A 14,456-nucleotide genomic window follows, 5' to 3' on the forward strand; every position below is an offset into this window, starting at 1 on the left:
CCATGACCAACGAGGCCCGCGCCCGCCAGTATTCGGCCAGCATGTCCGGTTACCAGACCATGGTGCAGGCCCGCGGTGAAGTGGCCCGCACGAAGCTTGAGAACCAGCGCCAGGTGATTGTGGCGTTTCAGGCGCAAACCCAGGCGACGGTGGCCGGCTACCAGGTGACGAACGAATATTACAAGTCGACCTCCATGGTGGGCATTGCCAACGCCGAGCTGCAGATGAAGGCTATGCTGGGCGAGATTTCCAGCCGGAAGGACTACGGCGCGGCCATTGCCAGCTTGGGCGCATCGAATGCCAAGGTCTACGCCGACATGGCCGGTGCTGCGATGTCTGGCATGAACACGCTGGTGGCCGAAACGACCGCCCTCTAACCCCCGCTAAGGTTTGCCTGTTCGCTTGATCTGCCAATAATTCGTAACCATGTTCAACAAACGCGAAAGCGAAACATGGTTACGAAAGCTCAACAGAAATTCCCCGCGCTGGAATCTATCACCCGCCCCAGTCTCACAACGGTCGAGGCCGCCTACTACATGAACCGCGCGCCGCAGACATTGCGGCTGTGGAGTCACTACAAAAAAGGCGCGGTACTCCCGCTTTGTGTCAATGGTCGCCTTGCCTGGCCGGTGGCTGATATCAAGCGTGTGATGGGGGTGGCATCGTGAATAAATTCCCTGTTCTCAACTTTCAAGACTTCGTTGCATCCGAAGGTGATCAGCTTTTCACGACATCAAATCAAGTCGCAGCTGCTTTTGCGAAACGACATGGCGACGTTCTCAAGGCCATACGTGACCTATGTGCCCAATTGCCAGATGACCGTCAACGCAATTTCTCGTTTACGGTCGATATGCGAGAAAACCCGAGCGGCGGCGCAATGATCCCGGCGACAACATGCCGCATGACCCGTGACGGCTTCACTTGGCTGGCCATGAGGTTTCGTGGGGCAAAGGCGCTTGCATTCCAAGTGGCTTATACCGATGCATTCAACGCCATGACCGCCTACATCAAGAACCAGCGCGAGGGGCTGCAATACCGCTGCATGGAAAAAGAACTCGAATGCAAGGACAGCTTCCGGCGCGGGAGCTTCCATGGCCGAGGCCTGCAGGTGCGGAAGGTTGAAAAGCCGCTGCTCGAAGGTGAGTTGATCGCCCTTCAATCCTTGGTGCAGCCGTCGCTTCTGAATTGACAAACCAACCCCCGCTAAGGTTTGCGCCACGAGGCGCCCACAGGCACAGTCCCCCGATGGACTTCCGAGGGCTACCATGGCTACCACTGACGAACTGAAGAAAAAGGACGGCAGTGCCGTCAACCTTGGCGCCGTGCGCCCCAACCCCCTGGCGAGAGGGTTTGCACCTGCGCCCGCGCCAAACAGCTTTGGCGACGCGGCGGCCGCCAGCTCAAACCCGCAGGTGAAAGTCATGCCCAGCGCAGCGCCAAATCAGCCGGCGGCCCCGGGCCTTGATGCGCCGCCAGTGAATCCTGCTCGCGGATTTGCGCAGGCGCCACTTGACCAGCCAAAGATGGGCGCCATGCCGCCGGCAACTGCATCGCGTGGGTTTACGCCCGCGAGTACACCAAATAGTTTTGGCGATGCCGCCGCCTCCAGTCTTGATGCACGGGTGAGCCAGATCCCGGCCACGGGCGGCGCCTTCCCGGCTCCCGCGCCCGACGGCAAAGACAATACGGAGCTGGGCCGAAATGTTGGTAACGCGCTTTCTGCACTGCCTGGTGCGGCTCCTGCACTTGGCGCCATCAGGGGATTTGCCGGCGCCGCAAAGGCTGGCGGCGCCCTGGATGCCGCGAGCGTTGGTGCTGGTGCGCTTGCCGCGAAGATTTCGCCGTATGTAAAGCCGATTGCAGGTGTTAGCGCCCTGTCGATGGCCGCTGCGTCAGGCGAACCGTCTACTCCGACCGCACAAACCGGCGGCGCTACGGGCACATTGGACGCGCCTGCAAGCCCTGGCTTGGGCGCCACTCCAAAGCCGGCGGGCTTTGCAACTCCTGGGACTCACGAAGCCATCTCGCAATCGACAGGCGTGGGCATGTCGTCCTCTGCGCCACAGAATGCCACACCCATGGGTGCCCTGCCCTCGCCCAACCAGGTCACCAAGACGGTACAGGCCAACGGCGTCACCTCGTACAGCGGTGGCCCCAACATCACGGGCGATATCAGCCTTTCCGGCAATCGTGGCGGCATGATCAGCACACAGAACAACCAGGCCGCCGAGAACTTGGCGCGTGCGGGCGGGCAAACTTCAGGCTTCGGCCCTGCAGGCGCCATCCGTGGCGGTGGCCAGGTCAGCTCCATGGACACCAGCGCCGGCTTTGCTGCTGATCGCAAGCAGCTGGCTGAAATCGACGCCGGCAAGGCGGCGCAAGAGGTCAACATGCAGTCACAGGCCGACTACAGCGCGAACAAGGTACTGGAAGGCCGCGCGCTGGCCGGCAACCGGGGTGCTTTGCAGATCATGAGCAGCAATGCCAGGAATAAGACCGAGCAGCGCGGCCAGGACATCCAGAGCCAAGGCCAGCAACTCACGGCCGGCAGTGCCAAATACACGGCCGATGCGCATGTGAAATCGCAACAGGCCACCAATGGGATTGCAGAACGCAAGCTGGGGATTGAAGAGCAAAAAGCGGGAGCCGAGCAAGCCCAAAAAGAGCAAATTGCCAAGCTGGATGACATGATCATCAATGGCAATCCGTTGCAGATAAAAATGGCTTCCAGGCAGAAAGCCGCGATCATGGGCAAGGGGTTGACGCCAGAAGATGGCAAGCCCCTCGCCGGGGCCGCCCTCAAGCAGTTGCAGGAGGTGCGTGACACAGCCACCACTATTGACAACCTGAATACCTCATTCAAGGATGATTTTGCAGGTAAAGGCGTCTTTGGCATTGGGGCAGATGGCCAGCTAAGCGCCAGTGCCAATATGGGCGTAGATAAAGGTGCGGTTGCGTGGTGGAAAGATTACCGCAAGCAAGCTGAACTGGTCGAGCGGCATTCCATGTTTGGAGCTTCACTCACGCCGGGTGAGCAAGCGTCATGGCGCTCTGCAGACATCGGTCCAGGCATGGACAAAGACGTCATCAAGACGAACCTTGCTACGCGGGCGGCATTGACCAACAGAATCTTTGGCAACACCCGGCAAGATCTTATTGATGCCGGCCACAGTGAGGAGCGGATCAATGCAATCGCCGGCAGGGGTGTACCCGCCGGCAACTCAACGCAGCAACCTGCAGCACCTGCAGCACCCAATCGAACCGTGACGCGCAGCGGCACTTTGAATGGCCGAAGAGTAGCTGTTTACAGCGATGGGAGTTCCGCGTATGTCGATTGATCTCAACAAGGTAGTTTGGGATGAGCCAGCGAAGCCTGCTGATGCAATAGACCTCAGTGCCGTCACATGGGACGAGCCTGCGCAGCCACCAGCAGCGCCTGCAGCCTCTGTTTCGCCAATGGCTCCCGCCGCAGCGGGTGCGCAGCCTGCCCCGGTGATTGCAGCAGCACCAGCCCCGGGTGCTGCGCCGACAGCCGCTGGCGCTGCCGCCGCCGTGCCACCGAAGCCCGAGCGCTCGCTTATGGATGAAGTCGGCCGCCAAGTCGGCTTGACTGCCCGCCATGCCGTGAACGGTCTGGCATCCATCCCCGCAGCGCTTTCGGATGGGTTGACGGCGCCCATCAACGCAGGGCTCGATAAGGTGATGGGTAACGGCAATGGATTCAGATTCCAGAAGGCTGGCGAGTCGCTCAACAAGGTGATGACGGCGGCCGGCCTGCCCGCGCCGGAAACAGCCACAGAGAGAGTCGTTGGTGACGCCGCCACGGCGCTGACCGGGGTTGGCGGCACGATGGCCGCAGGGAATGCGCTGGCCAGCATGGGCGGCCCCTTGTCCAAGGCGGTTGGCGCCATGCTGACGGCAAGCCCTGGCACTCAAGCCGTCAGCGCTGTAACTGGTGCCGGCGCGGCAGGTGCTACGCGAGAGGCTGGCGGCGGTGCTGGTGCACAGATGGCCGCCGCGTTGATTGGCGGTGCCGCGCCCTCGGTGCTGCCTTTTGCGCGCGATGCATCCATTCGCGGCGTGATGCGTGGTGGCGAGCAAGGCCGACAGCGCGTGGAGGACACGATCAAGACATTTGAAGGCGCGGCCGGCACGACGCCAACCGTCGGGCAGGCGACGGGATCGCACGCCATCCAGGCGGCTGAAACCGGTTTGTCGAATGTCATCGGAAGCTCTGGCATCATGGTTCGTCGCGGTGAAATCCAGTCTCGTGCGATGGATGAGAGCGTGCGCAAGTTGTCTGCTACCCTGGCCCCAAGCGCTTCCGGCGCCGAGGCGGGCGAGGCCATCACCAGCGGCGTCAATGCATTCCGCGACAGCATGAAAAATACCCAGCAGCGGCTCTACTCGCAACTGGACAAACACATCCCTGCGGACACAGCCGTCAGCGTCAACAAAACGCAAGAAGCCCTCCAGTCGCTGAATGAGGGCATCGCCGGAGCGCCCAGCATTTCTCGGTTCTTCCAGAACTCGAAAATCAGCTCAATCGAGCGCGCCCTGCTGGCGGATCTGGATGCAGCCTCTTTGGCCAGCATCCCGGCAGGCATGGCGAGCACCGGGATATCCGCAGCAAAAGGACAACTCCCTTATCAGGCGGTGCAAAAGCTCCGCTCCATGGTGGGTCGCGAGATTGCGGACAACAGCCTGGTGGCGGACGTTCCCCGCAGCAAATGGCGCGCACTTTATTCGGCGCTCAGCGACGACATGGGCGGCGCCGCGCAGCAAGCTGGGCCCCAGGCGGAACAAGCATGGGGGCGCGCCAACCGCTTCACCAAGCTTGGCATGGAGCGCATTGATCAACTCGAAACGATCGTCAATCGGGATACGCCCGAGAAGATTTTCAAGGCGGCGACAACGGGGGTTGCCGAGGGCGGAACAACCATCCGGCGCGTCATGAAGTCCTTGCCTCTTGAAAATCGCCAGGAGGTGACTGCCGCCGTGCTGCAGCGCCTGGGCCGGGCCAAAAATGGCATGCAGAACGATGTCGCCGATGTGTTTTCTAGCGAAACCTTTTTGACCAACCTCGCGGCCATGAGCCCAGAGGCAAAAGGTGCGCTATTCAGTTCATCCGGATTCCCCGGCCTACGCTACAAAATCGACCAGATGGCGCGCATGGCCTCCGACCGGAGAGACGGCGCCAAGGTTTTCGCAAACCCAAGCGGCACGGCGCGGCAAACGGGCATGCTCGGCTGGATTGGAGGGCTTGCCACGGCACTCGGCACCGGGAATGCTGCGATGCTTACGGGGGCTCTTGCAGCGCCGGTAGTGGCCAATGCTGTAGCGAAGAAGCTGACAAGTCCTGAGTTTGTTCGAGGGCTTGCTGAGCGAACCGAAATGAATCCGGCCCTCGCCCCTTCGCTTGTCAATGCGGCAACCCCGCGCGGATTCAGTGCTGAGGCGCACGCGGCCTACGCCGAGGACAAGAAAAAGCAGGAACAAGAGCGGGCTCCCCGGCTTGGGTTCTCGTCAAATCGATGAGCGCCGCGGCGGCATCGTGGGCCGAGTGGTAATTCTTCCACTTGGCCCAAGGTCAAAGCCGCTGAATAAAATGAACAAAAATCGACTCTAGCCCTCGTGCAATAAGCGTCAGTAGCTACACATTTAATAGCGTCAACAAAGGAGAATACCAGTGCTCAAGCCACAGAAACCCAGCAAAGTAAACCGGGCAAAGAAGAAGCGGCCGCAGCGGTGAGCGGCGCTCTCTTGCTGAGATTGCGGTGGGTTGATGAATAAAGGGTGTAAGGCGGGCATACAGGCGCCATGCTACAGTTCAGAAAATGCCAATCTACCAAGTCACCCCTTTAGCGAGAAACGCCGAGAAACTGAGATCAGCCATAGGCAAGCACATTGGCGAAGGCGACAGATTCGAGATTCCGAACGAAGCAGGATGGTTTGTCAGATTTACAGGCACAACAGTCGAGCTATCAAACAAGCTTGAGGTGACTGGGCAGCCTGCCGGTGTAGCAAATCAAATTGGCTCCACGCTTATCACCCACATCATTACGTACTATGGGCGCGGCGGGGCTGATATGTGGGATTGGCTGAAGACAAGATTTGAGTCTCAGTCATGAACGCAACGCGCGCCACGAAGCCCAAGGCGGACGATCTTGCGCCGGCGGTTCCACAGACGACGCCTGTGATGCCTGCTTACGGGCATCATGACCAAAGTTTCACGCTCCAAGCCATCATGGAACTGCAATCTTCTTTTGCAGAGGTCAGGGCAGAGTTGAAAAACTTGAAATCAAGCGTTGACAGCACCAGGTCAAAGGTTGACGACTTGGTGAATTGGAAGAACAAAATTCTTGGCGGGGCCGTTGTTCTCGGGGTTGTGGGCGCCGCGTTGGGATTCCTGGCCAGCAAAGCAAGCGACTACATCACCATCAAAACGCCGGTGCAGGTGCAGGCGACCACCCCAGTGAAATAGCCACCCCGATCTGGCCACCCCACCAAACCGCCCATCGAGGCGGTTTTTTTAATACCCGGGCTCAGCCGAGCAGCCGCCCTTGAATCACCTGAAAAACGGGCTCAAAAACCCGTATATCACCAAGAGCGCACACAAGGGAAGCAGGATAAGGCCGGCAATTAACACCAGGCCATCAAATCCGAATTTCGAATCCCTCTGCCTGCGAAGCCGATCCGACTCCGCCTTCAAAAGCCGCTCAGATTCGGCAAGCGACATCGGTGGGGCGTTGGGATTCCAGGGTTTCGACATGCCCGAAGCATACCAGCGCCGCAGCCGAAAGCCAATGCCGAAAAATGAGCCACCGTGGCGCAGTCGGTGTTCGGCCGCCAGGATGGTGCCCTCCAGCTGCTCGAAATCAACCGGCCTATCCAGATACAACGCCTCACGGTAGAAGTGCCCGGAGGCGGCGCGCAGGAACTTGCGCAGCGGGCTACTGATGCTCAGCCGGCCGGACTCCCCGTCGAATCGATGTTCAACCAGCGCGGCCGTGATTTCGTCACTTTCAGACACTGGCGACAGGTTGCAGACCCCGGAATCGTCAACGTAGACGCTGCGAACGTGCTCGCGAAAGTAGTGCAGGCGATGGTCTCCGCCACGCAAGCCCGACTGGATGTTGTGCATGAAGCCGCGCCAGTGCTGGCCCAGCGTCTCGCGCATGGCGCCGTGGCCAATCGCCTCGTGCGCCAGCGTGCCGCCGACCGCGCTCAGCGGCTGGGTGTTGACCACAATCCAGGCCCCACCCCGAAACCACATGCCACGGACATCTTCCGGCGCCGGAATGGGGAGATCAATCGTGGCGCGGACCACCGTTACCGGCGGGCTGCCGTGCCAGGCGGACGAGAGCCGCTGAACGATCTGCTCTGTTCGAGAAAGTTGCGTGTGCAGCATGTGTGTTGTTGGGTCACGCCGCCAGCGCAAACCGCTCGTCGTCTTTCGCCGACACCCCCAGCGGGACAACCTCTTTATTGATCGCCTTCAGCATGGCCCGCTCGGTCAGCTTCAAATCATAGGCCTGCTGCAAGTTGAGCCAGGATTGCGCATCACCGCCGAAGTACCGCGCCAGGCGCAGCGCTGTATCCGGGGTGATGCCGCGGCGCTCCCGCACGATGTCATTCATGCGGGCTGGTGTGACATGCAAGGCTTTGGACAGCGCGTGGGGCGTCATGCCCAGCGGCACAAGGTAGTCCTCCCGCAGAATTTCCCCCGGGTGGATGGGGCGCATTCCGTTTTTGATCATATTGCCCTCCTGGCATCAAAAATCAGTGATAGTCAACAATCTCTACGCCATCGACGCCTTGCTCTGTCCACACAAAGCACAGGCGCCACTGGCCGTTGATCCGAATGCTATGCTGGCCTGCACGATTCCCGCTCAAAGCTTCCAGACGGTTGCCGGGCGGTGATCGAAGAAACTCCAATGTTGCGGCACTGGCGAGTTGCTGCAATTTGCGCTCAGCGATGGTCTTGATATTCACAAACCGCTTTGATTTACCGGTTTCAAACAGGCTCTTTGTATCTTCGCAGTTGAACGATCGGATCATGGAAGCATTGTATATCGTTTACCGATAAGTAACATGCAAATTATTTACCAAAGGCCAATCTGGTCGCCCTGGGCGCGCAATGCCTCGCGATCACCATCGGCCAGGGTGTGCTCGCAATCATCCCAAGGCTGAACATGGGTGCAGCCACAATCCGTCAGGCATCCATGCGTCGGTTTTTTCAGGGTAAGAACGGCACGTCCAGATTTTGAAAGTGGAAGAATTACCAGGGGCTCGGGCTGGTTCACTGGAATAAGTGCCACTTCAACGGGCTCACTGCGCTGATGCTTAACCCCACTTCTACCCATTGCGGCCAGCCTGTCTGCTCGCTCATTGCCAACAATGCCAGAGTGACCCTTGCACCACTTGAGGGTATGGCCACTGCGCTTGGCAGCCAGACACTGCTGAATCAGTTCTGCATTCTTGACAGGCTCTGCATTTTTCTTGGGACCTTTGCGCCACCCATTCAGCGCCCACTTCTTGTGCCAGACTGTCAGCGAGTCAAGGCAGTACCGGCTGTCAGTATGCAGAGTGCCTTTCTGGCCACCAAGCCACAACATGGCATTGAGAATCCCAGCGAACTCCATCCGGTTGTTTGTGGTGCTGTTCTCGCCGCCACATTCCGTGTGTATCTCGACTCCGTTTTGGTAGACAACAAACCCCCACCCGCCAAGGCCAGGGTTCGGTTCGCAAGCGCCATCAGTGTAAATTTCAAACATTTTTGCTCCAGTTTTCAGTAGACGTACCACCGCTTACACCGGTAATTCCTGCCTGCCCAAGTGACTTGGAGGCTTGATGCTTTCCTTGGTGCGATCACCAACTTTTTGCATCTGAATTACCAGTAACCTTTACCAGAGTGTCCTGCCGGGAACTTTTAAGCACCAGCTATCGGGAGACCAATCCGCTGCCTACAGCTACTTGCGAGACAGGAGACTTTTCAGCCGCCTGATCGTGTACCGCCTTCATTGCTGTTGACGGTCTTGCTGTCAGTGCTTGGGGCCGGGTTTTGATCCGGTCGCAAGCAGGTTTTTATCCCCTCATGGGGCCTCTGTATATCCTCGTTCGGGAGGCGTGCGGTGAAACACGGGCTCAGTCTTTTCAGGCTCCACTCGTTTCAACTGTCGTGGTCTGGTCTTTGTTCCATGTGCCCCGATGCAAGGGCTTGCTCGATAACGCTCGGCGGACGACGCTTGTGATGGCGTGGATCGCGCAAGTGGAAGAACTACCACTTGCAGTCCCATTCAATCAACAAGACATCGACACCTCCTTTGCAGAAATGCGGTTGTTGAAGGCCGGGATTCTCATGTTGGAATCCTTGTTGCCTTGAGCATCGTCACAGCAGCACCAGTGCCGGCGAACTCGCGCTCGTAGATGGGCGACCACTCAACCGACCAGCCAGTGCCCAGAAGGGCCTTGTTGCGCATCGAAGCCGGAAGGATGGCCACCAGGCGCCCGCCCGGCTTGATCTTGGTGGCGGCGTACTCGGTGTGCAGCTTGGCGCGGCCTTCGCTGAATGGCGGGTTCATCACGATGCAATCGAATTCCGGTGTGAAGGGCTTGAGGTCAGCCCAGAGAATGAAATCAGTCTCAATCGTCTTGAAACCTTTTGCACGCAGCACGGCGCAGTGCAGGGGCGAGATTTCAATGCAGGTGGTGCGGTCCTTGGGCATGTAGTCGGCAATGCCGCCCTGCCCCGCCTGCGGCTCTGCGCATTCATCGTCCGGCCCGATGTCAGCCCACTCCACAGCGATGCGCGCCAGCTTTTCGGGGGTCGGGTAATACTGGTGGGCGACACGATCCGGAATGCAGCCACTCACCACAATCTCATTGATCACAGCCAGCGGCGAATAGTTGAATTCAAACCAGCCCTCGGGAGATTTTGTGCCTCCAATCGCCTGCAAAATACCTTCGGCCTCGGCTATCGAAATTTTCGGCTCATCAATTGAGTAGCCGGTCAATTGGGCGGAATTCTGGATTCTGTCGTAGCGCTCCGGCCAAACCTTCGGATGGCGTCTGACAGCCTGTCGCGCGCCGGCCAGTATCTCCAGCACCCTGAATGGCAACGGTCGGCCCATCATCACATGGTCCTTGACGCGCTTCTTTGGCTTTTGCCGGAACTGCGCCGGGATGGCGCGCGGGTGGAGACTGGCCAGAACTTGGTTCAACCGCCAAGCCAAATCAGGATGCACTTCCATGTGTGCCGTACCCTTTTTGTAGAGGCGAATTTTCAGGGCGCCACCGTCAACCATCACCCATTGGCCCCAATTGCTTTTCAGTGATTCAATCAGACTGTTGCTGGCGTAATACTTGGGTTCGTCTCGCCCCATGAACTTGGCGATGACGCAGCGCAGATCATTGATCAGTCCGCAGGTGCTGTGATCGCTGGTGTCGTAATGCGTGAGCACGCGGGCAATGATCATGCGCTTGCCGAACGCCTCGGGCGCATTGGTGACATGCTCGCCCGACAGGCCTCGAAAGATGCCATCCACGCGCTCACCAAAGAACTGCGAACGCATCCGCAGAAGGTCGCCCAGCGTAATGCGCACTGTGTCTTCCGTGAAGTCAGGCAGGGGCTGGATTACGTAGTCTTTGGCGTGCTTGTCACGCTTCGTTCCCATCGGGTTTTGAATCTGCTCATTCCATTCATCGCGGCGTTTTTGAGGCATCGTGTCCAACACATCGGTGAGTTGGAGGGCCTTGCTCCAGTAAGCGGAATTTAGCGCACCCACCGCGCCGCTGACGCAGAACAACTGCTCCGCCGAAAGCGTCATGCTGTGCCGGCCCCGGTCTTCCGTCTTATTGCCGTCAAGGAAATAGTGAATTGCGCTGCCTTGGCTCAACTCGTCGGCCATGAACTCACCCACCACGTTGATACGCTTGCGGGTGGCGTCGTACTGCCCCAACAGCGAATCAATCACATCATGATCAACCGGCGCGAAGAACTGCGCGCTGTCATCCACCAGCTCGGTGTCCGGGCGCTCGACAACATCAATTTCAGTCATTTCAGTGAATCTCGTGTTGATGCCGGCTTATGCTGGGACGGCTTCGCGCTTGGCTTTTTTGGCTTCGCGCATGCGCTCGCTGAACGCTGTTTTTTTCTTCTGGTTCTTTTCTTCCCAGGCTTGAATGTCCAGCGTTTGCTGGGCAATCTGGTCTGAGAAATACTGCTGATGGTTGCAGTGTTTGGCAGAAAACCGAAGCATGCACTCCAGCTCGCGCAGAAATGCCACGGCGACATTGCCGCGCTTCGGTGTGCCAAGCTCTTGATCAGCCTCTGCCACAAGACATGTCGCCATATCGCGAACAATACTCATCAGACTCGTGCATTCAAAGTTCCGGAGCGATATCGCAGCCATGTATTCCGAAGCCATCTTCACACCGGTCAATGCACCATCCCAATAGGCTTGGGCGGGGACATCGAAATTATTTTCACTGACGAATTTTCCCGCCTTTGTCTCGACCCGTGTGACGAATGAAAGGTTGAATTTGGTTTTCACATTGCCGCCCGGCAAGGCCTCAGGCTCGAATGGACTGAAGAACGCGCGGATCTTCCAGCGCTCATCCGATGTGAGGCTGTCAAAAATTGGGTGCCAGGCATCCGCCATCACTTGGAGGTAGATCGGCCGCGTCACTTCATCAGCAAACCCGATGCGGGCGAACTTTCCATGTTCCCCGGTGCCCAGCTCGATCAGTTTGACGGGCTTGGCGGTGCTGTTGCGATGCTGGACGCGGGCGGTCCACAGTGGGGCGTCTTGACTGTTGATTTCAGGTTCATTAAAATTCATGATGTTTCATCCTTAGTTTTGTAGCTTGGGTTTTGAAATTGAAGCCTTTGCAATGTCCAGTTGCAGAGGCTTCGCCCTTTGTGACGCTTAATGCAGGCCAGCTTGCTGGATGACGCCCGCCAGCTTGGTGAGCCCTTTGGGTGTGATGCGCGCTTGGGTGCGGCTCCATTCGCCGCCGTCGCCCTTTTCTCCCGTCGTCACCTTGTGCTCCATCAACCCCTGCTGGATTCGGTCTTGATAGGCCAGCCAGCCGGTCCCCATGGGGCGGCGGTATGTCCAATGCTGCTCTTGCAGTAGCTGCGTCAGCTTGCGCGGTTGGATTTGCAGTGTCTTGGCGGCATCCGTGATGCACAGGGATCCGTCGGAAGTGGCAATGCGGTCCAGGGCTTCTACTTTGGGCTGAGCCACATCGAGCAGTTTTTGTTGCTGCACAACTTCCAGTTCGGCTTGAGCCTTGCCATCGGCCAGATCGGCGGCCAGGCGCAGCGCTTCGACAAAAGTCTGAGGAATTGCGAAGGCTGGCTTCTGTGCGGCCTGAATCTCCAGCGCCGTCATCCGGTCATACACCTTGACCTGAACCGCCAGAGATTCAGACATCACCATCAACTCAGCCTCGCGTTTAGGCAGGTGGTAGCACTTCAAAGTGCGCCCAGTGCTATCTTTGTACTGGGCTAAAAATTTAGCCGAGTCGATTCCGGGGTGTTTTTCGAGTTTCACCATGAAATTCTTGTGAAGCATCTCTGCATCGCCTTCTTCGCGAAGTTCATTGATGACATCAACAATCTCGATGCTGGTCATGGTCTTTGGCTGGCCGCCCGGCTGATCTGCGTTCAATGCAATAATGCTCATGTGAGATTTCCTTTGGTTGGACTTTGGGTTTCATCTAAAGCCTCGTCGGGTGCAACCGTCGGGGCTTTTCCTTTTGCGGGATTCATTGCGCTACTCCTTGAAGTTGCTGGGTGCGGCTCTGCTCAAGGCGAAGCACGATTTCAGAGTTCAGAGTCCTCCGACTGTCGAGCGCCTGGTGTTGAAGCCATGTCTTCAGGTCGGAAGGAAGTCGAACCTTGATCTGCGATGAATGAGTCGGTTCAGTTTTCAATTTGGCCCTTTCGTTTTGGACCTATTTGGTCCGTGTGGTAATTGTGAACCTATTAGGTCCGTATTGTCAACACCTTTTTGGTCCGTATCATTCGAGGTATGAAACAAGACGATCCACAGTTCAAATTACGAATACCTGCCGACCTGAAAAGTAAGCTCGAAGAAGATGCAGAAAGGAACACTCGAACACTGGGCGCCGAAATCGTCGCCCGCCTGCAAGAGACGTTCACCCCTGGAAAATCCTCTTCCGCGGAAGTCGAGAGGCTTCGCGGCGAACTAAAGCGACAAGAGTACCTGGCAACTCGTTTTGAGATGGTTGCCGAAACAACCGATAAGGTTCTTGCCATCGCGGGCCGCCTGCTGCATGAAACCATTGAGCAATTTCCTGCAGCCGACAAATCCCATCTGGTGGATGAAACCATGGCAAAGATCATTGGCACTTGGGTTGTTCCAGATGCCCAGGGCGCAGTCAGAGATCTTTTAATTTTGCTGGATGGCTCGGAAGAAGTGAAAGCCAGCCTTAAAGAATTCTTGCGACGACTTGAAGAGCGTGACGGTGCGGATGCAGAGCCCCACAAACCCAAAAATACAAAATTAATAAAGTCGGTTCTGCGGGCCAGCCAGCCAGAAAATGTTCATGCGACGGTGCGCGGGAAGGATGTTGATACAGGTGTTCCGTCGCCAGCGGTTTTGCAAGCACAAAGGCAAAACAAAAAAGAACCAAGCAACAGGAGCGCCCCCGTCAATAAGGTCATCCTGGTTGGCAACCTCGGCCGCGATCCAGATATCAATTACCTCCCGGCTAGAACGGGCGCCGAAAATGCCACCGAAAAGATCCCACCAAACAGAGGTCCCATCCGGCGCACCCGAAACAAGCCGCCGAAGTGATCATTTAATGCACCATCGCCTTTTGCTGAAAAATATTCCGCTCACCACGTACAGCCCTCGCCAAATAAGCGCAAGTAGCTACTATTTAGATAGCAGCTTCCGCAGCTTGCGGCACTCACGGACATCGGTGAACGTCTTGAATCGGTGGTCTTCAATGGATAGCCATGCCATATTGCTGCGCAGGTCTGGGCCTCCCGCGCACAGGGCGATGGTGTGATCCACCTGGAAGCCTGGGCATGCCCCGCGCCGCTCACCGGTTGATGGGCAAGGGTTAGCCCGCTTGAACGCCAGCACCTCGCGCGCGGACCTGGCATCGGCGGCCGCAGAAATGGCAAGCAGCAGGAAAAGAATAAGGGTGCGAAGCATGGCTTTGCAGTGTAGTTGCGCCCTGCCCCGCAGCCGGCCCGTTGTCTGCGCAAGTGGTAGATCTACCGCCTGGGCCTGCTTTGGCTGTCCGCGATAACCATGCCCTGGGGACTGTTGATCCTGGCGGCCATGGTCTGGGCCTGGCGCAAGGGTTGATCTTGTTGCATAATTCTTTTCGGCGCCAATTGATCAGTGTTGCCCCGAGCCGATGGAAGATGTAAGTCGGGGCCAGAATGCGAAGCTACAGCAAGAAGTGGCAAC

16 protein-coding genes are annotated in these 14,456 nt (G+C 57.8%); 7 read left to right on the forward strand and 9 right to left on the reverse strand.

Annotation, left to right across the window (positions count from 1 at the left end):
- The 6 genes from C5P05_RS12630 to C5P05_RS12660 all read left to right on the forward strand — a co-directional run.
- A partial coding sequence (locus tag C5P05_RS12630) for a hypothetical protein (RefSeq protein WP_157979314.1) occupies nucleotides 1–377 on the forward strand: 377 nt, incomplete at its 5' end.
- Nucleotides 378–452: 75 nt separating this feature from the next.
- Nucleotides 453–668, forward strand: a complete 216-nt coding sequence (locus C5P05_RS12635) for a DNA-binding protein (protein ID WP_114970208.1) — start codon at nucleotides 453–455, stop codon at nucleotides 666–668.
- Nucleotides 665–1,189, forward strand: a complete 525-nt coding sequence (locus tag C5P05_RS12640) for a Rha family transcriptional regulator (RefSeq protein ID WP_157979315.1) — start codon at nucleotides 665–667, stop codon at nucleotides 1,187–1,189. Before C5P05_RS12635 ends, C5P05_RS12640 begins: the two co-directional genes overlap by 4 nt.
- A 76-nt stretch (nucleotides 1,190–1,265) precedes the next feature.
- A complete protein-coding gene (locus C5P05_RS12645) occupies nucleotides 1,266–3,338 on the forward strand; it encodes a hypothetical protein (RefSeq protein ID WP_114970210.1) in 2,073 nt (690 codons plus the stop codon).
- A gap of 118 nt (nucleotides 3,339–3,456) precedes the next feature.
- Entirely contained in the window at nucleotides 3,457–5,538 is a 2,082-nt protein-coding gene (locus C5P05_RS12650; RefSeq protein ID WP_157979316.1) for a hypothetical protein, read from the forward strand.
- Between the two features lie 589 nt (nucleotides 5,539–6,127).
- Nucleotides 6,128–6,484, forward strand: coding sequence for a hypothetical protein (locus tag C5P05_RS12660; RefSeq protein WP_114970213.1), 357 nt, complete (start codon nucleotides 6,128–6,130; stop codon nucleotides 6,482–6,484).
- An 84-nt stretch (nucleotides 6,485–6,568) separates the two neighbouring features.
- On the opposite strand, the gene C5P05_RS12665 is transcribed toward C5P05_RS12660, so the two are convergent.
- The 8 genes from C5P05_RS12665 to C5P05_RS35280 form a co-directional block, all read right to left on the reverse strand.
- Complete coding sequence (locus tag C5P05_RS12665; RefSeq protein ID WP_114970214.1) at nucleotides 6,569–7,411, reverse strand: hypothetical protein; 843 nt, start codon at nucleotides 7,409–7,411, stop codon at nucleotides 6,569–6,571.
- 13 nt (nucleotides 7,412–7,424) lie between these two features.
- On the reverse strand, nucleotides 7,425–7,760 hold the full coding sequence (locus C5P05_RS12670; protein ID WP_114970215.1) for a HigA family addiction module antitoxin: 336 nt from the start codon (nucleotides 7,758–7,760) through the stop codon (nucleotides 7,425–7,427).
- Nucleotides 7,761–7,782: 22 nt separating this feature from the next.
- Nucleotides 7,783–8,061, reverse strand: a complete 279-nt coding sequence (locus C5P05_RS12675; RefSeq protein WP_114970216.1) for a type II toxin-antitoxin system RelE/ParE family toxin — start codon at nucleotides 8,059–8,061, stop codon at nucleotides 7,783–7,785.
- Nucleotides 8,062–8,105: 44 nt separating this feature from the next.
- A complete protein-coding gene (locus C5P05_RS12680) occupies nucleotides 8,106–8,777 on the reverse strand; it encodes a ribonuclease H family protein (RefSeq protein WP_114970217.1) in 672 nt (223 codons plus the stop codon).
- Nucleotides 8,778–9,359: 582 nt separating this feature from the next.
- Complete coding sequence (locus tag C5P05_RS12685) at nucleotides 9,360–11,060, reverse strand: DUF4942 domain-containing protein (RefSeq protein WP_114970218.1); 1,701 nt, start codon at nucleotides 11,058–11,060, stop codon at nucleotides 9,360–9,362.
- A 27-nt stretch (nucleotides 11,061–11,087) separates the two neighbouring features.
- Nucleotides 11,088–11,843 carry a hypothetical protein gene (locus tag C5P05_RS12690; protein ID WP_114970219.1) on the reverse strand — a complete coding sequence of 252 codons (756 nt, stop codon included), beginning with the start codon at nucleotides 11,841–11,843 and terminating at the stop codon, nucleotides 11,088–11,090.
- An 87-nt stretch (nucleotides 11,844–11,930) separates the two neighbouring features.
- Entirely contained in the window at nucleotides 11,931–12,641 is a 711-nt protein-coding gene (locus C5P05_RS12695; protein ID WP_157979317.1) for a phage antirepressor KilAC domain-containing protein, read from the reverse strand.
- Nucleotides 12,642–12,774: 133 nt separating this feature from the next.
- The gene (locus tag C5P05_RS35280; protein ID WP_114970221.1) at nucleotides 12,775–12,942 is read right to left on the reverse strand and encodes an Arc family DNA-binding protein; all 168 of its coding nucleotides are present in this window, start codon (nucleotides 12,940–12,942) and stop codon (nucleotides 12,775–12,777) included.
- 98 nt (nucleotides 12,943–13,040) lie between these two features.
- On the opposite strand from C5P05_RS35280, the gene C5P05_RS12705 reads away from it, so the two are divergent.
- Complete coding sequence (locus C5P05_RS12705) at nucleotides 13,041–13,829, forward strand: Arc family DNA-binding protein (RefSeq protein WP_114970222.1); 789 nt, start codon at nucleotides 13,041–13,043, stop codon at nucleotides 13,827–13,829.
- 81 nt (nucleotides 13,830–13,910) lie between these two features.
- On the opposite strand, the gene C5P05_RS12710 is transcribed toward C5P05_RS12705, so the two are convergent.
- Nucleotides 13,911–14,195, reverse strand: a complete 285-nt coding sequence (locus C5P05_RS12710; protein ID WP_114970223.1) for an HNH endonuclease signature motif containing protein — start codon at nucleotides 14,193–14,195, stop codon at nucleotides 13,911–13,913.
- Nucleotides 14,196–14,456 lie beyond the last annotated feature (261 nt).

Source organism: Rhodoferax ferrireducens, assembly GCF_003347515.1.
Taxonomy (GTDB): Bacteria; Pseudomonadota; Gammaproteobacteria; order Burkholderiales; family Burkholderiaceae_C; genus Rhodoferax.